The following is a 21,975-nucleotide window of genomic DNA, read 5'->3' on the forward strand; positions in this document are numbered from 1 at the left end:
TCATGCCCCTCCCCTCCCACGTACGCCTGGTTGAAGTCGGCCCACGCGACGGTTTGCAGAACGAAGCCCAGCCCATCGCCGTGACGGACAAGGTCCGTCTGGTGGACGCCTTGAGCGACGCCGGGCTGGGCTATATCGAAGTGGGCAGCTTTGTGTCGCCCAAATGGGTGCCGCAGATGGCCGGCTCCGCCGAGGTGTTTGCGCAGATCCGGCGCAAGCCCGGCGTGACCTACGGCGCGCTGGCGCCCAACCTGCGCGGCTTTGAAGATGCGCTGGCGGCCGGCGTCAAGGAGGTCGCGGTGTTTGCGGCCGCGTCCGAGGCGTTCTCGCAACGCAACATCAACTGCTCGATCAGCGAGAGCCTGGAGCGCTTCGCTCCGATCATGAGCGCAGCCCGGCAGCACGGTGTCAGCGTGCGCGGCTACGTGTCCTGTGTGCTGGGATGCCCTTACGAAGGTGACGTCGCGCCGGAACAGGTCGCTGCGGTGGCCCGCGAGCTGTACGCCATGGGCTGCTATGAAGTGTCCCTGGGCGACACCATCGGCACCGGCACGGCAGGCGATACGCGGCGGTTGTTCGAGGTCGTTGGCGCCCAGGTGCCAAGGGAGAAGCTTGCCGGACACTTCCACGACACTTACGGCCAGGCGATCGCGAATATCTATGCCAGCCTGCTGGAAGGTATCCAGGTGTTCGACAGCTCTATCGCAGGCCTTGGCGGCTGCCCGTATGCCAAGGGCGCCAGCGGTAACGTCGCCACCGAAGACGTGGTGTACCTGCTCGACGGGCTGGGCATCCACACCGGCATCGACCTCTCGCGCCTGATTGACGCGGGCCGGCAGATCAGCCAGGTGCTGGGGCGCGCCAGTGGGTCGCGGGTGGCGAAGGTGCGTAGCGCCAGTTGAGTAGCATGGCTGTGACAATGTGTTACCGGGCGCCGACACAGCGGGTAACGCGGGAACATAATTGGCCGCCTTTGCGCAGAGGCAATCGCGGCATAAAAAATAAGCTATTGATTTTAATAGAAATTTAAAAGTTGGCATGGCTCCTGCTATCTCTATTGCATAACAAGAATAAAAAGCACCAAGCCTAATAAAAACAAGACGTAACGACTCTGACATAACAAAAACAACACGGCAGAGACGCAGCTAACAGATTTTTTTGGAAGCACTTCAGCGCTCAAAAAAATACGTTTGCTCTTGACCCCGGATGGGGGTCACCCAAAACAGCAGTAAAGGGCCACGGCTGCCAAAAACAACAACAGGCCGCCCCTCAATAATAAAAAAAGAGCACGCAACGACACATTAAAAGGGGCCTTCGGGTCCCTTTTGTCGTTTCTGCCCTTAAAGGTTGGAGGCTCCACGTTGCGCTGTCGCACAGCCAACAGAAAAACCTGTGGCGAGCGGGCTTGCCCCGCGTTGGGGTGCGAAGCGCCCCCAATCGAGCAAAACGCGGTGTACCTGATACGGCTCAGCGTCTGGTTTTGGGGCTGCTGCGCAGCCCAACGCAGGACAAGCCTGCTCGCCACAGGGAATCTGCGCTTGACTGAACGGCATTAGGGCAAGCCCGCTCGCCACAACAAGCCTGCTCCCACAAGGGATTTTGCGTGGCTGTCAGGACTGCGTTCGCAGCTCTTGAAGCGTGATCTCGCGCATGCGGAATTTCTGTACCTTGCCCGTCACCGTCATCGGAAACTCATCCACGAACTTGAAGTGCCTGGGCGTCTTGAAGTGTGCGATGCGGCCCTTGCACCAGGCTTGCAGCTCAAGCGCATCGACCACATGGCCCGGATGGCATTTGATCCAGGCGACGATTTCTTCGCCGTAGCGCTCGTCGGGAATGCCGATGACCTGCACGTCGGCCACCGCCGGGTGAGTGAAGAAAAATTCCTCCAGCTCGCGCGGGTACACGTTCTCGCCACCACGGATGATCATGTCCTTGTTGCGCCCGGCAATGCACACGTAACCGTGCGGGTCCATGGTCGCAAGGTCGCCAGTGTGCAGCCAGCCCGCCGCGTCGATCGTTTGGCGGGTGCCCTCGGGGTTGTTCCAGTAGCCGAGCATCACGCTGTAGCCACGGGTGCACAGTTCACCGATCTCGCCACGTGCCACGGTGTTACCGGCGGCGTCGATGATTGTATTTTCCAGGTGCGGCTGGGTGCGACCGACGGTGGTGACGCGTCGCTCCAGGTCGTCATCCGGGCCGGTCTGCAACGACACCGGGCTGGTTTCGGTCATGCCATAGGCGATCTGCACCTCGCCCATGTGCAGCTCGCTGATGACCCGGCGCATCACTTCGATGGGACAGGTAGCGCCGGCCATGATCCCGGTGCGCAGGCTGGCGAGGTCCAGCTCGCCGCGCTGCGGATGATCAAGCATGGCAATGAACATCGTCGGCACGCCGTACAGGCCCGTGGCGCGCTCCTCGGCGACGGCGGTCAGGGTGAGCAACGGGTCGAAGCCATCATTGGGGTAGATCATGGTGGTGCCATGGGTGATGCAGCCCAGGTTACCCATCACCATGCCGAAGCAGTGGTACAGCGGCACCGGGATCACCAGACGATCCTGCGCGGTAAGGCCAAGGCTTTCGCCGACCATGTAGCCGTTGTTGAGAATATTGTGGTGACTGAGGGTGGCACCCTTGGGAAACCCGGTGGTGCCGGAGGTGTACTGGATGTTCACGGGTTGATCGAAGTGCAGGCTGGCCTGGCGCTGCTGCAAGTGTTCATGAGCAATCTCCGCCCCCATGCTCGCCAGTTGCGCCCAGGGTACGAAGCCCTCGGGCGGGCTGGGGTCGAGGCTGACGGTGGCACGCAGGTCGGGCGCGAGCGCCTGCAGCATGGCGTGGTAATCGGACGTCTTGAACGCGCCGGCGCACACCAGCCATTGGCAGCCGGATTGCTTGAGCACGTAGTCCAGTTCGCTGCTGCGATAGGCCGGGTTGATGTTGACCAGAATCACCCCGAGCTTGGCGCTGGCGATCTGGGTGATGCACCACTCGGCGCAGTTGGGCGCCCAGATACCGAGGCGGTCGCCAGCTTGCATGCCCAGGGCCAGGAAAGCGCGGGCGTGCAGGTCGACCGTTTCAGCCAGTTGCCGCCAGGTGAAGCGGCGCCGTTGATGGCGTACCACCAGCGCCTCGCCCTCGGGATAGCGCGCGGCAGTCTGATCGAAGGCCTGGCCGATGGTCATCGCCAGCAGCGCCTTGTCCTGGGCGCCACGGCTGTAGCTCTGGTTCGGTTGATCCATCACCATCCCCTGTTGTGTTTTTTGTGGGTTGACGTAAACGTAAACTACGATTGACAGCGCCTTAACGCAAGCTTACGTTAACGTAAAGGTCATAGCCCTCCCCGGCACTCGACCCACACAACAACAAAGCTCACAGTAAGGTGCCTGCCATGAGTTATCCGTCCCTGAACTTCGCCCTCGGCGAAACCATCGACATGCTGCGCGACCAGGTGCAGGCCTTCGTGGCCAAGGAAATCGCGCCACGCGCCGCGCAGATCGACATCGACAACCTGTTCCCCGCCGACCTGTGGCGCAAGTTCGGTGACATGGGCCTGCTCGGCATCACTGTGGCGGAAGAATACGGCGGCGCCGGCCTGGGTTACCTGGCCCATGTGGTGAGCATGGAGGAGATCAGCCGCGGCTCGGCCTCCGTGGCGTTGTCCTACGGTGCGCACTCCAATCTGTGCGTCAACCAGATCAACCGCAACGGCAATCATGAACAGAAGCTCAAGTACCTGCCCAAACTGATCAGCGGCGAGCACATCGGTGCCCTCGCCATGAGCGAGCCCAACGCCGGCTCCGACGTGGTCTCGATGAAACTGCGCGCCGACAAACGCGGCGACTGCTACGTGCTCAATGGCAGCAAAACCTGGATCACCAACGGCCCCGATGCCAGCACCTACGTGATCTATGCCAAGACCGACCTGGAAAGGGGCGCCCACGGCATCACCGCATTCATCGTCGAGCGCGACTGGAAAGGCTTCAGCCGCAGCAACAAGTTCGACAAGCTGGGCATGCGCGGCTCCAACACCTGCGAGCTGTTTTTCGACGACGTCGAAGTGCCCGCAGACAACATCCTCGGTGTCCTCAACGGCGGCGTGAAAGTGCTGATGAGCGGGCTGGACTACGAGCGCGTGGTGCTGGCCGGCGGGCCCACCGGGATCATGCAGGCCTGCATGGACCTGATCGTGCCCTACATTCACGACCGCAAGCAGTTCGGCCAGAGCATCGGCGAATTCCAGCTGATCCAGGGCAAGGTCGCCGACATGTACACCCAGCTCAACGCCAGCCGCGCCTACCTCTACGCCGTGGCCCAGGCCTGCGAGCGCGGCGAGACCACGCGCAAGGACGCCGCCGGTGTGATCCTCTACAGCGCCGAGCGCGCCACACAGATGGCCCTCGACGCGATCCAGATTCTCGGCGGCAATGGCTACATCAACGAATTCCCCGCCGGGCGCCTGCTGCGTGATGCCAAGCTGTATGAAATCGGCGCGGGCACCAGTGAGATTCGGCGCATGTTGATCGGTCGCGAACTGTTCAACGAAACCCGCTGAAGGAGCGCGCCATGGCCACCTTGCACACCCAGCTCAACCCACGCTCGGCGGAATTTTCCGCCAACAGCGCGGCGATGCGTCAGCAGGTCGACGCCCTGCATGCCCTCCTCGCCCAGGTACAACAAGGCGGCGGCCTCAAGGCCCAGGAGCGGCATACCTCGCGCGGCAAACTGCTGCCGCGCGAACGCATCAATCGTCTGCTCGATCCGGGCTCGCCGTTCCTCGAACTCAGCCAACTGGCCGCCCATCAGGTGTATGGCGAAGACGTGCCCGCCGCCGGGGTGATTGCCGGGATTGGCCGCGTCGAGGGTGTGGAATGCATGATTGTCGCCAACGATGCCACGGTCAAAGGCGGCTCCTACTACCCACTGACGGTAAAAAAACACCTGCGCGCGCAGACCATCGCCGAGCAGAACCGCCTGCCGTGCATCTACCTGGTGGACTCCGGCGGCGCCAACCTGCCGCGCCAGGATGAGGTGTTCCCGGACCGCGAACACTTCGGGCGGATCTTCTTCAACCAGGCCAACATGAGCGCCCAGGGCATCCCGCAGATCGCCGTGGTGATGGGCTCGTGCACCGCCGGCGGTGCCTATGTGCCGGCCATGGCCGACGAGGCGATCATGGTGCGCCAGCAGGCCACGATCTTCCTGGCCGGCCCGCCGCTAGTCAAAGCGGCGACCGGCGAAGTGGTCAGTGCCGAGGACCTGGGCGGCGCCGATGTGCACTGCAAAATCTCCGGCGTGGCCGACCACTACGCCGACAGCGACGAACACGCCCTGGCCCTGGCCCGCCGCAGCGTGGCCAACCTCAACTGGCGCAAGCTGGGCGAGTTGCGCCTACGCCCGCCGGTAGCGCCGCTGTACAGCGCAGAAGAGCTCTACGGGGTGATTCCGGCCGAGGCCAAGCAACCATTCGATGTGCGCGAGGTGATCGCGCGGCTGGTGGATGCGTCGGTATTCGATGAATTCAAGGCGCTGTTCGGGACCACGTTGGTCTGCGGCTTTGCGCACTTGCATGGCTACCCGATTGCGATCCTCGCCAACAACGGCATCCTGTTCGCCGAAGCCGCGCAGAAAGGCGCGCACTTTATCGAGCTGGCCTGCCAGCGCGGGATTCCCCTGCTGTTCCTGCAGAACATCACCGGTTTCATGGTCGGGCAGAAGTATGAAGCCGGCGGCATCGCCAAGCACGGCGCCAAGCTGGTCACGGCGGTGGCCTGCGCCAGGGTGCCGAAATTTACCGTGATCATCGGCGGCAGCTTCGGGGCCGGCAACTACGGCATGTGCGGGCGCGCCTATGACCCGCGTTTTTTATGGATGTGGCCCAACGCGCGCATCGGCGTGATGGGTGCCGAGCAGGCGGCCGGCGTGCTGGTGCAGGTCAAGCGCGAACAGGCCGAACGCGCCGGCACTGCCTTCAGCGCCGAGGATGAAGCCGCGATCAAGCAGCCGATCCTCGACCAGTATGAAACCCAGGGCCATCCCTATTACTCCAGCGCCCGCCTGTGGGACGACGGCGTCATCGACCCGGTGCAGACCCGCGAGGTACTCGCCCTGGCACTGTCCGCCGCACTGAACGCCCCCATCGAGCCGAGCCGCTTCGGCGTGTTCCGCATGTAAATGGAGCTTGTCCCCATGCACGATTTCAACACCCTCGAACTGATCACCGATAGCCGTGGCTTTGCCACGTTATGGCTCAGTCGTGAAGCCAAGAACAACGCGTTCAACGCCGAGATGATCCGCGAATTGATCCTCGCTCTGGACCACGTGCAGGGCGACCCTTGCCTGCGCTTTCTGGTGGTGCGCGGACGCGGCCGGCACTTCAGCGCAGGGGCTGACCTGGCCTGGATGCAGCAGTCGGCCGAGCTGGACTACCACACCAACCTGGACGACGCGCGCGAACTGGCGGAGCTGATGTACAACCTCGCCAAGCTGAAAATCCCCACCCTGGCCGTGGTGCAAGGCGCCGCCTATGGGGGTGCGCTGGGTTTGATCAGTTGCTGCGACATGGCAATCGGCGCCGATGATGCGCAGTTCTGCCTGTCGGAAGTGCGCATCGGCCTGGCACCGGCGGTGATCAGCCCGTTCGTGGTGCAGGCCATCGGCGAGCGCGCGGCCCGCCGCTATGCTCTGACGGCCGAGCGATTTGGCGGCCAGCGTGCGCGGGAAATCGGCCTGCTGGCGGAGAGTTATCCGGCCGACACGCTGGAGCAGCAAGTGGACGTCTGGGTGACCAACCTGCTGCAGAACAGCCCGGCGGCCATGCGCGCCAGCAAGGACCTGCTGCGCGAAGTGGGCCACGGCGCCCTCACGCCAGCCCTGCGGCGCTATTGCGAAAATGCCATCGCGCGTATTCGCGTCAGCGCCGAAGGCCAGGAAGGCTTGCGCGCATTCCTGCAAAAACGCGCGCCTGTCTGGCAGTCCCGGGAGCCACGCCCATGAGACCACTTACCACCCTGCTGGTCGCCAACCGTGGCGAAATTGCCTGCCGGATCATGCGCACCGCCAAAGCGATGGGGCTGACCACGGTAGCCGTGCACAGCGCCATCGACTGCGATGCGCGGCACAGTCGCGAGGCGGACATTCGCGTCGACCTGGGCGGCAGCAAAGCTACGGAAAGTTACCTGCAAATCGACAAGATCATCGCCGCCGCCAAGGCCAGTGGCGCCCAGGCGATTCATCCGGGCTATGGCTTTCTCTCGGAAAACGCAGCGTTTGCCCGCGCCATCGAGGCTGCCGGCCTGATCTTCCTCGGCCCGCCCGCCTCGGCCATCGATGCCATGGGCAGCAAGTCGGCGGCCAAGACGTTGATGGAAGCCGCCGGGGTACCATTGGTACCGGGTTATCACGGCGAGGCCCAGGACCTGGACACCTTTCGCGACGCCTGCGCGCGCATCGGCTATCCCGTGCTGCTGAAAGCGACTGCCGGCGGCGGCGGCAAGGGCATGAAGGTGGTCGAAGACATCAGCCAGTTGGCCGAAGCCCTGGCTTCAGCCCAGCGTGAGGCAGTGTCCTCGTTCGGCAACGGGCAGATGCTGGTGGAGAAATACCTGCTCAAGCCGCGCCATGTGGAAATCCAGGTGTTCGCCGATGGGCACGGCCACTGCCTGTACCTCAATGAGCGCGATTGCTCGATCCAGCGGCGTCATCAAAAGGTGGTGGAAGAAGCCCCGGCGCCGGGGCTGAGTGTTGAACAGCGCAAGGCCATGGGTGGAGCGGCAGTGCGCGCGGCGCAGGCGATTGGTTATGTGGGCGCGGGCACGGTGGAGTTTTTGCTGGATGCCCGTGGCGAATTTTTCTTCATGGAGATGAACACCCGGCTGCAGGTGGAGCATCCGGTGACCGAAGCGATTACCGGCCTTGATCTGGTAGCCTGGCAGATCCGCGTGGCCCAGGGCGAAGCGCTGCCGATCACTCAGGCGCAGGTGCCGTTGAATGGCCACGCCATTGAGGTGCGGCTGTATGCCGAAGATCCGACCCATGATTTTCTGCCTGCCACCGGGCACCTGGCGCTGTACCGCGAGTGCGACCCGGGGCCTGGACGTCGCGTGGACAGCGGCGTGGAGCAAGGTGACAGGGTCTCGCCGTTCTACGATCCGATGCTGGGCAAGCTGATTGCCTGGGGCGAGGACCGCGAGCAGGCGCGCCTGCGTCTGCTGGCCATGCTCGACGAGTTCGCTGTGGGTGGGCTCAAGACCAATCTGGGTTTTCTGCGACGCATCATCGGCCATCCGGCGTTTGCGGCGGCCGAGCTCGATACCGGGTTCATTCCGCGTTATCAGGCGCAGTTGCTGCCGACGGAGGGTGCGTTGAGCGACGGGTTCTGGCAGGCGGCGGGTTCGGCGTTCATGCAGAGTCTGCCGCGCGGTGAAGGGCCTTGGGCGGATACCCGGGGCTTTCGCGCGGGGCTGCCGGCGCAGGTTTCGCTGCACTTGAGCTGCAATGGGCAGGATCGGGTGGTGACATTGGCTGCCGGCGCTGCGCACAAGATGCACGGTGAGCAGTTGCTGATCGACGATCAGGGCATACGCCGCGCGCACCTGGCGGTGCGTCATGAAAGCACCGTATACCTGCGCTGGGACGGCGAGATGCAGGCGGTCAGCCTGTTTGACCCGATTGCGGCGGTGGAGGCGGGCCAGTCGCAACAGGGCGGTCTCACTGCGCCCATGAACGGCAGTATCGTGCGGGTGCTGGTGGAGGTTGGTCAGCCTGTCGAAGCCGGCACGCAACTGGTAGTGCTCGAAGCAATGAAAATGGAACACAGCATTCGCGCGCCCGTGGCCGGAGTGGTCAAGGCGCTGTTTTGCCAGGAAGGCGAGATGGTGGCTGAAGGCAGTGCACTGGTGGAACTGGAAATGGCCGACTAGAACCTCGCGGTGGCTTGCACGACAACACCGAGGATGCGGCAATCGTCGGTGAACAGCAGCTTCGGGTAGGTGGGATTGAGCGGCACCAGGTACAGCTGGCCGCTTTCTTCCTGCAATTGGCGAAAGGTGGCCCGGGGGCTGTCGTCCCATTGCGCAACGACCAGCTTGCCGGGAACGGCATCGATGGAAGGGTCGACCAGGATCAGCATGCCTGCGCTGACGCTGAGCCCTGTAGGGGCGGTCATGGCGTCGCCGGTTACGGGGAGCCAGAAGGCTTCGCCGCCCGCGTGATAGTCCGTCAGCTCAAAGCGCTCGGGGCCATAGGGCGGACGTTCTTCGCGCACTTCACAGAGCCCGTTCCAGTCGCTGACCGGGTAGCGGAAATACGGGTTGTAGTGGTGTTCCAGTGGCCGCTCTGCGTCGACCCGCTCACGAATCTCCAGCGCCACCTCCAGATAGCCCAGTCCCAGTTCCGCCAGCACCCGGTTCATGTCCGCAAGGCTGGGCACCCGGCGTTTGTTGAGCCAATGGCCCACACCCCCCTGGGACATGCCCAGGCGTTCGGCCAGTTCATCCTGGGTGACCTTGCGGTCTTTCATGTTGGCCCGGACCAACGCTATCCATTTATCCATGGTGCGTGACAATACGTTGCGTATTTTTCAGGGCAATAAACAGTTTGTAGTAATCCACGAAACGACATAAATACGATACGTACTATTATCAATCTCAAGGATTCCGCCCCCATCAGAGTATCGCCCACGATGACGACCACCCCGTATCTACCGCTCGAAACACCTTCCACTGACGAAGCACTCGACATGCACACCAGCGGCGCCGCCCAACGTGCATTGGACTATTACTTGAAAGCGAATATGTCCGACTCCAAGGCAGACGACACCTTCTTTCACATCAAACCCGGCATCAGCCATGAAGAAGCGCTGGTGCACGCCTCCGACCTGCTGCGCAGTGCAGCCGCTACGGCTTACGAATCTGCGAGCAACCATCAGGGCAATCAACGCGACCTGGCGTTTTCAGTGGTGTATCTGATCGATATGGCGAAGGCGATGGTAGAGCGATCGTTGCTGCGGCCGCAGGCCGAGGCAAACGTGTGAGGACGCGAAGCAAAAATATTTCTATCCAGAGGATAAAAACATTTGACTTGCAAATGATAATGATTATTATTGGGCTCAGCTGATCGCGAGATCAGTCGATAGACCAAGAGACCTTAGGTCGGACTCTTGGAATATCTCCTCATCAGGCTAATCACGGTTTTTGACCCGGCTCTTTGGCCGGGTCTTTTTTTTGCCAGTTTCCCTGGCGTGGCTTCAGGCTAATGAAGACTGTGTGTTGCTTGATGGCGCGCATGGTAGCAAAAGACCATTGCCCAATGAAAGTCGCCCAACCGCTCTGGACGGGATCTTTGAGAAACAGCGCCTGAGAATCAATCTCACCGTTTTCAAGCCGCCGCCGGATCAGGAAGAATGCCCCCTCCCCTGCAACAATTTTGCATCAAGATTTTGCCCAGCCTCTGTGTAATATAGCCGCCACAACTCATATTCAGGCAACCAGACCATGACCGTGGCCTTGACCTCCATCAAGATCAGCACCGACTTCGACAGCGGCAACATCCAGGTCCTGGATGCCAGCGATGCCTATCAGTTGCTGCTGGCGATCAAACCCGATACCCGCAGCCAGCATTTCCAGTGGTTCCACTTCAAGGCCGAAGGCATGCACGTGGGCCACACCCACACCTTCCGCCTGAGCAACGCGAGCCATTCCTCGTATAAAAATGCCTGGAGCGGCTACAACGCCGTGGCGTCGTACGATCACGTCAACTGGTTCCGCGTACCCACGCGCTTTGACGGCGAGACGCTGCACATCAGCCTTCAAAGCCGCGAGAAACATGCCTGGTTCGCCTACTTTGAACCCTACAGCCGTGAGCGCCACGATTGGCTGATCGACCAGGCCCTGAAACACGCCGGTACCCAACTGCTGGCCACCGGTAAAAGTGTCGAAGGCCGCGATATCCAGTTGCTGCGCCGTGGCAAAGGCGGCGAAGGCCGACTCAAAGTGTGGATCATCGCGCAGCAACACCCGGGCGAGCACATGGCGCAATGGTTCATGGAAGGCGTTATCGAACGTCTGCAACGCGACGGCGATACCGAGCTTAAAAAGCTGCTGGCGGTCGCCGACCTGTACCTGGTGCCCAACATGAACCCCGATGGCGCTTTCCACGGCCACCTGCGCACCAACGCCATGGGCCAGGACCTCAACCGCGCCTGGCAGAGCGCCAGCCAGGAAATGAGCCCCGAAGTGCTGTTCGTGCAGCAACAGATGGAAAAGTACGGCGTGGACCTGTTCCTCGATATCCACGGCGACGAAGAAATCCCCTACGTGTTCACCGCCGGCTGCGAAGGCAACCCGGGCTATACGCCACGCATCGAAGCGCTGGAAAAACACTTTCGCAGCCACCTCAGCGCCTTGACCCGCGACTTCCAGACCACTCACGGTTACACCCGCGACCTGCCGGGCGAAGCCAACATGACCCTGGCCTGCAACGCCGTGGGCCAGAAGTACGATTGCCTGTCGCTGACTCTGGAGATGCCGTTCAAGGACAACGACGATGCACCCAACCCCAAAACCGGCTGGTCAGGGGATCGCTCCAGGCAACTGGGCAAGGATGTGTTGAGTACCGTGGCGGATGTCGCCACGAGCCTGCGCTGATCCATTTACATGGCGCACCTGAAATTTCAGGCAGCCATACGCCTTTGGCGAGCGGGCTTGCCCCGCGTTGGGGTGCGCAGCGCCCCCAATCGAGCAAAACGCGGTTTACCTGATACGGCTCAGCGCCTGGCTTTGGGGCTGCTGCGCAGCCCAACGCAGGACAAGCCTGCTCGCCACAGGGGATCTACGGTGCGACGATTCGACTTGCCCGCGAAAGCGGTGGGTCAGTCAACATCAATGTTTGCTGGGCCGACGCCATCGGGAGCAAGCCCCCTCCCACATTTTGTACAGCGTTCGGCAGACCATTCCGGTCGGCTCTCAGGCCGCCACGCTTTTGCTTTTGCTTTTGATCTGGAGCGCCCCGTCAAACACGCTGGCCGAACGCAGGTTTTGGAGCGTGGGTAACCCGGCAGGACGCCGGGTTAGCCGCGCTGGGCCAAGGATGGCCCATCGCGGCGGCCCACGCTCCAAAGCCTGCGTTCGGGCACACCGAGCCTAAGCGAGGTGCCGAGTGTTGGGGCAAGAGCGTTTTGCTTACTTTTGTGCTTTTCAAAAGTGAGCCGCCGTAAGGGCGGAACCCTAAGTCGCCGTTACCGCAGAAACGGATAGGGACACCGAAAAATCGCACCGCTCATTGCTTCGAGCATCACGCTGGCTTAACTGAACGGCATTAGGGCAAGCCCCGCGTTGGGCTGCGCAGCAGCGCCAAAATCATGCTCCGGGCAGGGTCAGGTACACCGCGTTTTGCTCGATTGGGAACGCTGCGCACCCCAACGCGGGGCAAGCCCGCTCGCCACAGAGGCTCCAGTTTGCTGCGCGACAGCGCTAGGAGCCTCACGCAGTTAGCGCTCAATCTGCTCCAGCATCGCGCCCAGTCATGCTCTGCAACACCCCATCGCGCCGAATCCACCCGTGAAACAGCGCCGCCGCCAGGTGCGCCAGCACGGTAAAAAACAGCACATACGCCAAAAACCCATGGGCCCTGCGCAACAGCGCAAACAACGGCGCATTCGCCGCCACCAAGGCCGGCAACTGCACCGAACTGCTGAGCATTACCGGATCTCCGGCCGCTGAAATCATCGCCCAGCCAAGCAATGGCAACACCAGCATCAACCCATACAGCAGCAGATGAGACGCCTTGGCCGCCAACACCTGCCACAGCGGCAAATCAGCCGGCAGCGGCGGTTGACGCGTGGAAAAGCGCACCACCAACCGCACAATCACCAACGCCAGAATCGCGATGCCCAGCGGCTTGTGCAGGTGCAGCAGCCACTCATGCCGTTCCGATACCGATGCCGCAAGCCCCGCACCGATAAACAGCATGGCAATGACCATCAGCGCCATCACCCAATGCAGCAGGCGCGCCAGCGGCGCAAAAAAACGCGGTTGAGCACTCATGGTTTCGACTCCTGCGGGGCGCTGTGCAGCGGGCTGACTTCACCGGCGCGGCGTAAATACGAACTGGCGTAAGCCGCCGAACGCGCGGCCAGCAATGGGTCACTGGAGGCTTCGATGCCACTCGGCAAAATCAGCGGGTCGAAGTTGATGTCACGGCAATCGCCATCCGCCTGCGGCTGGCTGCCTTGCAGCACCAGCGTACCGGCGTTCAGCACCTTGTGTTCACCGCTCCAGGCCTTGCTTGCGTCGTCCACCGGATCGCCGGGGTTGGCCAGGGTCATGTTCAGTTGCCACCTTAGCGGCCCCGCCGTCAGGCGCTGCACCAGGTCCTTTTCCAGAAAGTCGCTGCCCGACGGGGCGACATCGCCCGCTGCATCCTGACTCTGCGGCACCACGCCCCACCTTACGGCCTGGCGCTTGCCCTCGGCATTCACCAGGTAAAACGCGTTGATGCCGTTATAGGACTCGGTGGCATAACTGGCAGAAGGCTTCGCTGTCTTGACCCACGCCAGAAACGCCGCCGTCTCAGGGTGCGCGGCAAAAAACGCCGGCATGTTCACCGGGTTCGGCTTGCCGGTGGCCGGGTCGGGCGCACCGGCCTTGAGCATCTGGTAGAACGCCTCGGGCGTGCCCACCGGGAACACCGGCATGCTGTTCATGCCCGTGCGCCATTGCTGGCCGTTGGCCTGGCTGAACTGCACGGCAAAACTGCGGATCGGCACACTGCTGTCCGGCGCGTAGGGGTTGCCGCTGGGCAAGGCGAACCGGCCGATCACCGGCGTCCTCGCCTCGCTGAACACCTGCGCACGGGAGTACGCGCGGGCCTCGGCGCTGCTCTCGAAATATCCCGCCACGCACACGCCTTTGGCATGGTTGCGTCGAAAACCGGGATGCACACCGTTGTTGGTTTCCAGCGCATTGACCAGGGTCTTGGGACGCAGGCGTTGTGGGTCGAGTGTGCCGTTGACGTAGGCAAACGCCCCGGCTACAACCGCAACCACAGCACCGATACCGGCGAGTCGTGCGATCAGGCTCGCCGTGCTCAACGCGGGACGCGGCGGTGATGAGTGATCTACCATGAAGGAACTCCAGGGCCAATGGCCTTAGGGATGAAACATAAGGTCGGAGCATTGAGACGAATGCCGATCCACCCTATTCCCCGGCGCTGGATTTATTTTTTCAGTGCGGGGGAATAACCTTCAACGCCGGACGTCTCTCAAGTCCAAGCGTAGTGGACAGCCAGACGCCCATGCATGCACTCGACGAACCGTTACGTGAACTCATCCCCAGGCTGCGGCGTTTTGCCGTGTCCCTGACCCGTAACGCCAGCAGCGCCGACGACCTGGTGCAGTCGACACTCGAGCGGGCGATCATCAGCTGGGCCGACAAACGCGTCGAAGGTGACCTGCGCGCCTGGCTGTTCTCGATTCTCTATCGCCAGTTTCTCGACGCCCACCGTCGCAGCCGACGCTACGCGCGCATGCTCGAATTCTTCACCGGACGCGACGACGCGCAGCCGTCGGTAGAGCGCACGGTGATGGCCCAGTCCACCCTGCAAGCCTTCGATAAACTCAACACCGAGCAGCGTGCCCTGCTGTTGTGGGTGTCGGTCGAAGGCCTGAGCTACAAGGAAGTCGCCGACATACTCGAGGTGCCCCTTGGCACCGTGATGTCACGCCTGTCTCGCGCCCGCCAGGCCCTGCGCCAACTCAGCGATGGCGAAATTGCCAGCCCTTCCCTGCGGATACTCAAATGATCAGCCTGCCCCCCAGCGAACGCGATTTACATGCCTACGTCGATCATCAACTGCTGGAGAATGATCGCCGCATGATGGAAACCTGGCTGGCCGGCCACCCGGAGGTGGCGGCCCAGGTGCAAGCCTGGCAACAGGATGCGCAGTTGCTGCGCGCCTCGTTGAGCGGCGCCCTGCAAACACCCGCCAACCCGCAGTTGGACCCGGCACTGATTCGCCAGCGCATCCGGCACCGGTCGCGTCGGCACCTGGCCACAGCCGCCGTGCTGATGATCGCCGTCAGCCTCGGCGGGCTGGGCGGCTGGCACGCCCGCGAAGCCACCCATCCGCCGACGCTGCCAATGACCGATGCGATGCAGGCCTACCGCCTGTTTGCCCAGGACGGCATCATGCCCGCCGACTACAACACCCAGGACAGCGGCACAATGCAAGCCTGGCTCGACCGCTACTTCAACCAGGCCCATCGCTTGCCCGACCTGAGCCAGGCGGGTTTCAGGCCGGTCAGCGGGCGCCTGCTCACCACCGAGCAAGGCGCGGCCGCCATGGTGCTGTACGAAGACCCGCAGGGCCGACGCATCAGCTTTTACATTCGCCCGCCGGGCCCGGGAAACGGCTTCCTGCCCCGTGGCAGTCGCAGCGCCGACGGTCTGCAGGCCGAGTACTGGTCCGGTGACGGCTACAACTATGCGATGGTCAGCCCGGTGGGCCAGCCCGGCACGCCGCTGCTGAAGTTCTAGAAGCCGACGTCGAGCACCACGTTGTCCACATAGACGCCGGCCGGTGGCGTGGTCTGATCGGTGTAGACCCTGGCGTTGTAGTTGTACACCTGGCTGCCGATGCCCAGCCCATTGCCCGGGTTGACTTCGGCCGTCGAACTGGCGCGCCGCGCCGCGCCGACACTGCCCCAGCGCGTGGTGCCGGCACTTTTGAAAATATCGTAGGCCAGGTAGTTGGTGCCGGAAACCATCCGCCGCCGCCCGCCGACACTCACCGGGTTCTGCCCGTCGCTGAGCCCGACGGTATAGGCGCTGCCCTTGGTGCAGGCGATGTTGATGGTCTGCCCGGTCACCGCGGTGAACCCGCTGACCACCGGCGCACTGCCAAAGAGGATATTCGGCGCGGTGATCTGGCAGTCGTTGGTCACCGTCATGCTGACGGTCAGGGTGGCTGTGCCGTTACCGATATCGCGCCCCAGGCAGATGCCGCCAAGGCCCACCCCCGAGCAATAGTTCCAGTTCCAGGCGATGTTCAGTGTCTCGGTGTACAGGCCGGCGGCGACGTTGCTGCCGGTGATAGTGCCCATGTACAGCGGCACGGTTTTCGCGCCAGGCCCTGCGATCAGCCCGATAAGCTGGGCAATGCCGCCCGTGCCGCCAAAATCGAACTGAGTGTTGCGTGCAATCGGAAAGCTCGCGGTATTGGTGCCATAGATCGTGTAGCCGATCACATCACCGGTCGGCCCGACCATGCCGTTGCTGGCCGAGGTGATGGTGGCGTAAAAATGGTCCGACGGCACCAGCAGCGAAATCAACGCCGAGGTGCACGTCAACCCGGCGCTGGTGGTGGAACTGGCCTGCGCAGCCGTGCGTACCGTCATCGAACTGATCGAGCCGAAGCTGGCCGGCACACTGGCCGCCACCGAACACGCCGCCATCGCCTGGCCCGAACACAGCAGCCCCAGACCCAACAGCCATCCCTTGCCCCTCACCCGCATACTCCCCGTTCCTGTCCCTGTGGCGAGCGGGCTTGCCACAACAGCTCTTTCAACAAAGAAAATGGCGCGTTCATTGGCACACCAACGGCCCGATCAGCGGCACGTCCTGTTGTTGCTCGTCCATGTCGAATGTGGCCTGGCAGCTCTGGCCTTCGCCCAGGGTGACCTGCAGGGTGTTATGGGCGCTGAGGTTTTCCAGGTAGACCAGGCCATCCCAGCCCACCACCGCCTGGGTGTTGCTCTGCTCGTGCACCACCAGGCTGCCCAGCGGCAATTGCTGATGCTGGCGGTCCACCAGGGTGATGCTCGCGGCAAGCACCCGTCGTAATGGAAACTCCAGCAGGTAGCCGCTGCCCCGACGCACCGAGACCCGCTGCTCGACATTCTGGCTCTGGATATTGGGCGGCAGGTTCAGCGGATCGATCTCGTATTTGGCGCGGTAATACGCACTGCTCCATGGCACCAGCAGGTGGCCATGCCGATCGGTCTGGCCGACCAACTGGTTCTCGTAACGCACCGGAATCCCGGCGAACCCCTGGGTACTCACCACCACAAACGCGTCGTTGATGCGGTTGGCGGCAAACACGTTGCCACCCATCCAGACGAGTGAGCCGCTGGCGTCCGCCCAGCGCGTTTCGGCATCGCTGCTGCCGTACACGCCGGCCTGCAACTGCACCGACTGCAAGCGCCAGGTCAGGTCGGCCTGGCGATAGGTCGGGCCATCGCCCTGGGCATACCCGAGGTTGTAGCCCACCCCGCCTTCGCTGGGCACTGCGCTGCTGTAGTTGAGGCGCTGGCGACTGGCGCCGTCCTTGCTGCGCTCGGTGCTTACCGCCAGGCTGCCATTGAGGTCGAACGGAATCACCAGTTGCGCCTGCATGGCCCAGTTGCTGTCGCCGATCTCGCGGTTGGCCGACAGGTAAAAGCTGGTGTTGCGCCACAGCGGTTTGCTCCAGCTCAGGTTGAGCAGCCGCGTGCGCGAATCGTCCGCCGCCTGCACATCGAAATAGCCCACGCCCAGGCTGCCGAAACGCTGCAGATTGAGGCTCAGGGTGACCTGCTCGCTGCGCTTGCTGAGGCTGGCGTAGGGCGTGTCGACCAGGGTCAGGTCGGCATACTCGTCGCGGCGCTCGACCCGTTGGTACGACAGGCTGTAGCGCGTGCTGTTGTACTGGTAACCCAGGCTCAGTTGCTGGCCGCTACGGCCGTCGAATCGGCTTTGACTGATGGCGGTATTGAGCACGCCGAAGTTGCCCAGGCGCAGGTTGCCGCCAAGCCCGCCAAGGGTAAGGTTGCTGGACGCTTCGGCATGGCTTTCCAGGGTCACATTGTCGGAGTAGCCATAGCGAAAGGTGCCGCTGGCCACGCCCGACCCGTAGCCGAAATCGCGCAGGGCATAATCGCGACGCAAGGTACCGGCGGCGACCGAGAAGTCGCTCAGGCCCTGTTGCAGCAACGTGCTGGTGACGTAGAACGGCACCGTGGTCGACACCTGCCGGCCCAGTGCATCGGTGGTGACCACCACGGCTTCACCGGCGCCATTGATGAACGGAATGTTGGTGAGGGTGTAGGGGCCGGGTTGCAGCAGCGCGCTTTCGGATTTGTAGCCGTTGATAAACAGATCCACTGACGACGGCACTGCCGCCTCCCCGGCAAACTGCGGCAAGGGATAGGTGACCAGGTCCGGGCGCACCGCAAAGTCCCGCGACAGCTGCACCCCGCCCAGGCGCACCGAGCTGCTCCAGGGCAGCGAGCCGCTGATCACATCGCCCGCCTCGTAGGTGAGCAAGCGCTCATCATCGGAAAAGCGCCAGGTGGTGTCGTAACGCCGGTAACCGTTATTGAGTGTGCTGTCGCTGATGCCGCCGGCCAGGGTCTGACGAAACTGCCCGGTGGTGGACAAGGTGCCCCAGTTGTCGAACAGCCGCACCTCGTTCCAGGCGGCCAGGTAGCTGCCGCCTTCATCGGTATCGTTGAAATAGACATCGTAGTTGAGCAACGCGCCGAAACTGCTCATGGCCTGGGTGCGCGGGTAGGTGCTGCGGTTGCCGATGAACTGCTCCTGCAGCCAGGACGGTGGCACATCCAGCAGCAGGCGCTGGCCGGTGCTGTCGTAGTCGCTGTGCAGGCCGGGCACCGTATCCAGAGCCACGCTGGGCCCGAAGTCACCGGGCAGGGTCATGCCCACCTCCTGCAATGCACCGGCGGGCACGAAAAGCTGCCCGGCACGCTGATCCACCGCGATCACACGTCCGGTGTCCATCTGGTTGACCACCAACTGCAGAAACAATTGGGCATCGGCGACCGCCTCCATGCTGCTCGGCGGCGGCGGCAGCTCGCCCGCCACCGCTGCGCCCCACAGCCCGCCAGCCACGGCCATCGACAGCCATATGCCGCGAGTCTGACCACAGCTCACCATGGCGTTGTGTCCTTCAATGGACATCTCCCTCCTGTTAACACCCGGGCAACCGCCCGTCCCGCTGCTTCACGCCTACCGCTTGGGCGCCAGGCTCTCCAGTTGCGGCGCACCGTTGATCCGTACCTGTAACGGCTGGTCGGCCGACACGGCGTCCGGCACCGGCCAGCGCATGGTCGCGCCGGGCAGCACATAGCCGAGCAAACCATCGACCAGCGGCCGGGTCTGCCCGTTCTGCTTGAAGGAAGCGTCAGTGAGCCGCGCATGCACGGCGCCCTGGTTACGCACTTCGATGTAGCTGCGCCCGGCCACATTGACCTTGTGCCAGCTCAGTTCCGGCTTGCCCGCGCCCTTGGGGTCACGCTGGCGGGTCGCGTCTTCCTTGCTCCACAGGCCCGCGCCGTAGGCAAACAACGGCACCGAATAGCGCATCTGAAAGCGAATCGCCGCTGCGGTGTTCTTGCCTTCCGGTGGCGCGGGCACCTGCAGCGCGGAGGGGATTTCATCGATGATGATGCGGTAGGCCTGCTCCTGCCCCGGCGGTACTTCCTTGGTGCGGGTCAGCCGCACCAGTTGCTTCTGGCCGGGCTCGATCCTTGCCACGGGCGGGCTGCCGATCACATCGCGCTGGTTCTGGTACTGCTCGTCGAAGTTCTGCTGGCTCCAGGCAAACACGCGCACCTGCAGGTTGGCGGTCTCGGTGCCACGGTTTTCCAGCCACAGTGCGCTGGCCTGCTGATCGGCCTCCAGCACCGGGTCAATCGGCCAGATCAGCACTGAGCTTGCGGCCTGCACAAGCCCGCTCAGGCCCGCGGCAAGCAAGGCAATGCCCACGGCGCACAAGCGCCGGGAAGGTGAACGCATAAAACCACTCCTCATACTCAAATCCCTACCAAGACAGCTGCACCTGCAACGTGTCGCTGTACGTCCCATTCGGCTGATTGCCCGGCAGTACCACCCGCCCGTAAATCGGCAGACGGATGTTGTTTGCATCGCTGTAGCTCACGCTGACGCTCTGGCTCACGCCCAGGCTCTGGCTGAATGCGGCATCCCGAAATAACTGGTAACCCACCTGCGCACTGCCGCTGCTGTGCTTGAGATTGCGCCCGCTGGTGCTGTGCAGCCCGCCGTCGACGCTCACGCTCAGTGCCACCCCTGGCGTGCATTGCAGGGTGATGCCACCGGTCATGGCCGCTGTCACGGTGCTGGTGGCCAGGGCGGAATAGCTGCCGTAGTTCAGCGAACCGTAATTGACCCCACCGCCCACGATCAGGCAGCCCGGCGTAATGGTCGCGCTCACCTGGAAGCTCTGGTTGGTAACCGCCGACAACGGCAACGGCAGCGCCAGCCCGAAGGCCAGCAACGCTGTGCGCCACATGGTCAGAACGTCAGTTCAACGGCCACCGTGTCCGTGTAGGTGCCCGCCGGCAACCCTGGTTTGCCGACGGCCCGACCGTACAGCGCAACGGTTTGCGCTACACCGGTGCTGGCGGCCAGGGTCACCACACCGTCAATCGCCAGCAGCGCGGAGTGCCCGCTGTCGGTGTAGAAGTCGTACGGCACAAAGTTGCCGGCGCCGTCGGCCAGGGCGCGGGTGCCGCCCGGCGAGGCGCCGTCATGGGCGCCGGCGCGCACCTTCACCGCCGGCGTGGTGCCGGCCGAACACAGGATCGACAAGGCCCCGCCGGTACCGGTGCCGCCCAGCAGTTGGGCGTCGGCATTGGTGAACAGGCTGTTGATGGTGCCGAAGTTCAAGGCACCGAAATTCAGCCCGGTTGCGGCACCGGAGCCGTTGACCTGACAGCTGGCGATCAACGTCAGGCTGGAGGTGATCTGCCCGGTGACAGTGGTCGCCGCATTCAGGCTGGAGGCCATCGCCAGGCCCAGGGCGCAGACGCCGATTCGCGATACAAGTGGGTGCATGAGAGTCATCCTTTGGGTTTACCAATCCAGTGTCACGGTCAATGTGTCGGTGTAGGTTCCTGCCGGGAGGGCGGTGGTATTGGCCACCACGGCGCCCCACACCGGGATGGTCATTTGCGTGCCATTGCTGGCGACGAAACTGCGTTGCTCGCCGATGCTGTACGGAATACGCCCGAGCGGGTCGGCCATCAGGTGGTAAGCGATTGTCTGGCGCCCGTTGCTCAGGCGCCGAGTGGTGCCGACGGCATTGGTGCCGCCGTCGATGGTCACGGTGAAACTGGCGACCGTCGGGTTGCAGGCGACCATCAACGGCGCGTTATCGCCGGCCGACATGCCGGCCGCCAACGGGTTGCTCCAGGTGGGCCCCTGGCTGCCGAAATCCAGCATGGCGGTGCCGCCGGTCGGGCTGACGGGGGCCACGTCCGTGCCTTTGCTCACCTCGCAACTGGCGGTGATCACCATGCGCGCCTGGATAAAGCCGCTGGCCACCGCCGCCCGGGCATCCGGCGCCAGCAACCACAGGCCGCCCATGGCCATCAGGGTCAAACGACGGCCTACCACGTGACCGTCACCTTGAGCAGGTCGGTGTAGCGGCCGACGGCGGGAATGTCCTTGAGCGGTTCGATGCGGCCGTAGAGCGGCAGGTCGACCGAGCCGCTTTCTGGCACGCGGCCGCTGACCGGCACGTTCACCGGCAACGGGATCAGCCGCGCGGCGTCCGCATAAATACGATAGGGAATGGGTGTGCTCGAAGAGGTGGCATTGCCCAGATAACGCACTTCGCCAGTGCCACCGTGCAGGCCGCCGTCTACGCGCATCTGATACGGCGTGTCGGGGTTGCACTCAAGGCGCGGCTGGCGCTGGCTGATCAACGCCGCACTCAGCGGCCCGGCCGGGTCGTCCAACCGCGGGCCGCTGCCAAAATCCAGCACGCCAAGCTGCTCCACACCGGCACTGCGCGTGGTGCCTACCAACTGGCAACCGCGCTGCACGTCGATACGCACCACAACCTGAAGTTGCGCCGCGTAAACCGTGTTGCAGAGCATTGCGCCCATGATTGCCAATACCGCTCGTCCCTTCACAGCACCAAATCCTTATGCGCGGGTGACACCTGTGTATGAGG

20 protein-coding genes are annotated in these 21,975 nt (G+C 63.2%); 9 read left to right on the forward strand and 11 right to left on the reverse strand.

The window, feature by feature from the left end; all coding sequences use genetic code 11:
• The first annotated feature begins 2 nt into the window (after positions 1 to 2).
• The gene (locus LUB09_RS13845) at positions 3 to 902 is read left to right on the forward strand and encodes a hydroxymethylglutaryl-CoA lyase (RefSeq protein ID WP_231422830.1); all 900 of its coding nucleotides are present in this window, start codon (positions 3 to 5) and stop codon (positions 900 to 902) included.
• 708 nt (positions 903 to 1,610) lie between these two features.
• Here the strand turns inward: LUB09_RS13845 and LUB09_RS13850 are convergent.
• Positions 1,611 to 3,245 carry an AMP-binding protein gene (locus tag LUB09_RS13850; RefSeq protein ID WP_231422831.1) on the reverse strand — a complete coding sequence of 545 codons (1,635 nt, stop codon included), beginning with the start codon at positions 3,243 to 3,245 and terminating at the stop codon, positions 1,611 to 1,613.
• 149 nt (positions 3,246 to 3,394) lie between these two features.
• On the opposite strand from LUB09_RS13850, the gene LUB09_RS13855 reads away from it, so the two are divergent.
• Genes LUB09_RS13855 through LUB09_RS13870 form a run of 4 tightly spaced genes read left to right on the forward strand, consistent with a single transcriptional unit; the run spans position 3,395 to position 8,924 of the window.
• A complete protein-coding gene (locus LUB09_RS13855; protein WP_231422832.1) occupies positions 3,395 to 4,558 on the forward strand; it encodes an isovaleryl-CoA dehydrogenase in 1,164 nt (387 codons plus the stop codon).
• An 11-nt stretch (positions 4,559 to 4,569) separates the two neighbouring features.
• A complete protein-coding gene (locus tag LUB09_RS13860) occupies positions 4,570 to 6,177 on the forward strand; it encodes a carboxyl transferase domain-containing protein (protein ID WP_209982956.1) in 1,608 nt (535 codons plus the stop codon).
• Positions 6,178 to 6,192: 15 nt separating this feature from the next.
• Complete coding sequence (locus tag LUB09_RS13865; RefSeq protein ID WP_231422833.1) at positions 6,193 to 6,999, forward strand: gamma-carboxygeranoyl-CoA hydratase; 807 nt, start codon at positions 6,193 to 6,195, stop codon at positions 6,997 to 6,999.
• Positions 6,996 to 8,924, forward strand: a complete 1,929-nt coding sequence (locus LUB09_RS13870) for an acetyl/propionyl/methylcrotonyl-CoA carboxylase subunit alpha (protein WP_231422834.1) — start codon at positions 6,996 to 6,998, stop codon at positions 8,922 to 8,924. The genes LUB09_RS13865 and LUB09_RS13870 overlap by 4 nt, the downstream gene beginning before the upstream one ends.
• Here LUB09_RS13870 and LUB09_RS13875 read toward each other — a convergent pair.
• Positions 8,921 to 9,556 (reverse strand): LexA family protein, encoded by a 636-nt coding sequence (locus tag LUB09_RS13875; RefSeq protein ID WP_231422835.1) that lies wholly within the window; start codon positions 9,554 to 9,556, stop codon positions 8,921 to 8,923. The two genes, LUB09_RS13870 and LUB09_RS13875, sit on opposite strands and share 4 nt — an antisense overlap.
• A gap of 129 nt (positions 9,557 to 9,685) precedes the next feature.
• Between LUB09_RS13875 and LUB09_RS13880 the strand changes: the two genes are divergently transcribed.
• Positions 9,686 to 10,036 carry a DUF6124 family protein gene (locus LUB09_RS13880; protein WP_231422836.1) on the forward strand — a complete coding sequence of 117 codons (351 nt, stop codon included), beginning with the start codon at positions 9,686 to 9,688 and terminating at the stop codon, positions 10,034 to 10,036.
• Between the two features lie 460 nt (positions 10,037 to 10,496).
• Positions 10,497 to 11,648 (forward strand): M14 family metallopeptidase, encoded by a 1,152-nt coding sequence (locus LUB09_RS13885; protein WP_209982963.1) that lies wholly within the window; start codon positions 10,497 to 10,499, stop codon positions 11,646 to 11,648.
• An 849-nt stretch (positions 11,649 to 12,497) separates the two neighbouring features.
• Here LUB09_RS13885 and LUB09_RS13890 read toward each other — a convergent pair.
• Positions 12,498 to 13,046 carry a cytochrome b gene (locus LUB09_RS13890; protein ID WP_209982964.1) on the reverse strand — a complete coding sequence of 183 codons (549 nt, stop codon included), beginning with the start codon at positions 13,044 to 13,046 and terminating at the stop codon, positions 12,498 to 12,500.
• On the reverse strand, positions 13,043 to 14,125 hold the full coding sequence (locus tag LUB09_RS13895; RefSeq protein WP_231422837.1) for a catalase family peroxidase: 1,083 nt from the start codon (positions 14,123 to 14,125) through the stop codon (positions 13,043 to 13,045). Before LUB09_RS13895 ends, LUB09_RS13890 begins: the two co-directional genes overlap by 4 nt.
• 170 nt (positions 14,126 to 14,295) lie before the next feature.
• Here LUB09_RS13895 and LUB09_RS13900 point away from each other — a divergent pair, with 170 nt between their 5' ends.
• Both LUB09_RS13900 and LUB09_RS13905 read left to right on the forward strand, forming a co-directional pair.
• On the forward strand, positions 14,296 to 14,802 hold the full coding sequence (locus LUB09_RS13900; RefSeq protein WP_057007574.1) for a sigma-70 family RNA polymerase sigma factor: 507 nt from the start codon (positions 14,296 to 14,298) through the stop codon (positions 14,800 to 14,802).
• Entirely contained in the window at positions 14,799 to 15,536 is a 738-nt protein-coding gene (locus LUB09_RS13905; protein WP_231422838.1) for an anti-sigma factor family protein, read from the forward strand. Before LUB09_RS13900 ends, LUB09_RS13905 begins: the two co-directional genes overlap by 4 nt.
• Here the strand turns inward: LUB09_RS13905 and LUB09_RS13910 are convergent.
• The 7 genes from LUB09_RS13910 to LUB09_RS13940 all read right to left on the reverse strand — a co-directional run bounded on the left by LUB09_RS13910 (position 15,533) and on the right by LUB09_RS13940 (position 21,907).
• A complete protein-coding gene (locus tag LUB09_RS13910; protein ID WP_231422839.1) occupies positions 15,533 to 16,513 on the reverse strand; it encodes a Csu type fimbrial protein in 981 nt (326 codons plus the stop codon). The genes LUB09_RS13905 and LUB09_RS13910 overlap by 4 nt on opposite strands.
• Positions 16,514 to 16,583: 70 nt before the next feature.
• Positions 16,584 to 18,893: a fimbria/pilus outer membrane usher protein gene (locus tag LUB09_RS13915; RefSeq protein WP_231422869.1), complete on the reverse strand. Its 2,310-nt coding sequence runs from the start codon at positions 18,891 to 18,893 to the stop codon at positions 16,584 to 16,586.
• Positions 18,894 to 19,004: 111 nt separating this feature from the next.
• Positions 19,005 to 19,793 carry a fimbrial biogenesis chaperone gene (locus LUB09_RS13920; protein ID WP_209982972.1) on the reverse strand — a complete coding sequence of 263 codons (789 nt, stop codon included), beginning with the start codon at positions 19,791 to 19,793 and terminating at the stop codon, positions 19,005 to 19,007.
• 25 nt (positions 19,794 to 19,818) lie between these two features.
• The gene (locus LUB09_RS13925) at positions 19,819 to 20,307 is read right to left on the reverse strand and encodes a Csu type fimbrial protein (protein WP_057007578.1); all 489 of its coding nucleotides are present in this window, start codon (positions 20,305 to 20,307) and stop codon (positions 19,819 to 19,821) included.
• Positions 20,308 to 20,309: 2 nt separating this feature from the next.
• A complete protein-coding gene (locus LUB09_RS13930) occupies positions 20,310 to 20,852 on the reverse strand; it encodes a Csu type fimbrial protein (RefSeq protein WP_209982974.1) in 543 nt (180 codons plus the stop codon).
• Between the two features lie 18 nt (positions 20,853 to 20,870).
• Positions 20,871 to 21,413 (reverse strand): Csu type fimbrial protein, encoded by a 543-nt coding sequence (locus tag LUB09_RS13935; RefSeq protein WP_209982976.1) that lies wholly within the window; start codon positions 21,411 to 21,413, stop codon positions 20,871 to 20,873.
• Complete coding sequence (locus LUB09_RS13940; protein ID WP_435532506.1) at positions 21,407 to 21,907, reverse strand: Csu type fimbrial protein; 501 nt, start codon at positions 21,905 to 21,907, stop codon at positions 21,407 to 21,409. Before LUB09_RS13940 ends, LUB09_RS13935 begins: the two co-directional genes overlap by 7 nt.
• Positions 21,908 to 21,975 lie beyond the last annotated feature (68 nt).

It is taken from the genome of Pseudomonas sp. Leaf59 (genome assembly GCF_920984685.1).
Classification (GTDB): domain Bacteria; phylum Pseudomonadota; class Gammaproteobacteria; order Pseudomonadales; family Pseudomonadaceae; genus Aquipseudomonas.

Coding starts and splice junctions, on each gene's coding strand:
- LUB09_RS13845 (WP_231422830.1), top strand. CDS start 3: ATGCCCCTCCCCTCCCACGTACGCCTGGTTGAAGTCGGCCCACGCGAC.
- LUB09_RS13850 (WP_231422831.1), bottom strand. CDS start 3,245: ATGGATCAACCGAACCAGAGCTACAGCCGTGGCGCCCAGGACAAGGCG.
- LUB09_RS13855 (WP_231422832.1), top strand. CDS start 3,395: ATGAGTTATCCGTCCCTGAACTTCGCCCTCGGCGAAACCATCGACATG.
- LUB09_RS13860 (WP_209982956.1), top strand. CDS start 4,570: ATGGCCACCTTGCACACCCAGCTCAACCCACGCTCGGCGGAATTTTCC.
- LUB09_RS13865 (WP_231422833.1), top strand. CDS start 6,193: ATGCACGATTTCAACACCCTCGAACTGATCACCGATAGCCGTGGCTTT.
- LUB09_RS13870 (WP_231422834.1), top strand. CDS start 6,996: ATGAGACCACTTACCACCCTGCTGGTCGCCAACCGTGGCGAAATTGCC.
- LUB09_RS13875 (WP_231422835.1), bottom strand. CDS start 9,556: ATGGATAAATGGATAGCGTTGGTCCGGGCCAACATGAAAGACCGCAAG.
- LUB09_RS13880 (WP_231422836.1), top strand. CDS start 9,686: ATGACGACCACCCCGTATCTACCGCTCGAAACACCTTCCACTGACGAA.
- LUB09_RS13885 (WP_209982963.1), top strand. CDS start 10,497: ATGACCGTGGCCTTGACCTCCATCAAGATCAGCACCGACTTCGACAGC.
- LUB09_RS13890 (WP_209982964.1), bottom strand. CDS start 13,046: ATGAGTGCTCAACCGCGTTTTTTTGCGCCGCTGGCGCGCCTGCTGCAT.
- LUB09_RS13895 (WP_231422837.1), bottom strand. CDS start 14,125: ATGGTAGATCACTCATCACCGCCGCGTCCCGCGTTGAGCACGGCGAGC.
- LUB09_RS13900 (WP_057007574.1), top strand. CDS start 14,296: ATGCATGCACTCGACGAACCGTTACGTGAACTCATCCCCAGGCTGCGG.
- LUB09_RS13905 (WP_231422838.1), top strand. CDS start 14,799: ATGATCAGCCTGCCCCCCAGCGAACGCGATTTACATGCCTACGTCGAT.
- LUB09_RS13910 (WP_231422839.1), bottom strand. CDS start 16,513: ATGCGGGTGAGGGGCAAGGGATGGCTGTTGGGTCTGGGGCTGCTGTGT.
- LUB09_RS13915 (WP_231422869.1), bottom strand. CDS start 18,893: ATGGCCGTGGCTGGCGGGCTGTGGGGCGCAGCGGTGGCGGGCGAGCTG.
- LUB09_RS13920 (WP_209982972.1), bottom strand. CDS start 19,793: ATGCGTTCACCTTCCCGGCGCTTGTGCGCCGTGGGCATTGCCTTGCTT.
- LUB09_RS13925 (WP_057007578.1), bottom strand. CDS start 20,307: ATGTGGCGCACAGCGTTGCTGGCCTTCGGGCTGGCGCTGCCGTTGCCG.
- LUB09_RS13930 (WP_209982974.1), bottom strand. CDS start 20,852: ATGCACCCACTTGTATCGCGAATCGGCGTCTGCGCCCTGGGCCTGGCG.
- LUB09_RS13940 (WP_435532506.1), bottom strand. CDS start 21,907: ATGGGCGCAATGCTCTGCAACACGGTTTACGCGGCGCAACTTCAGGTT.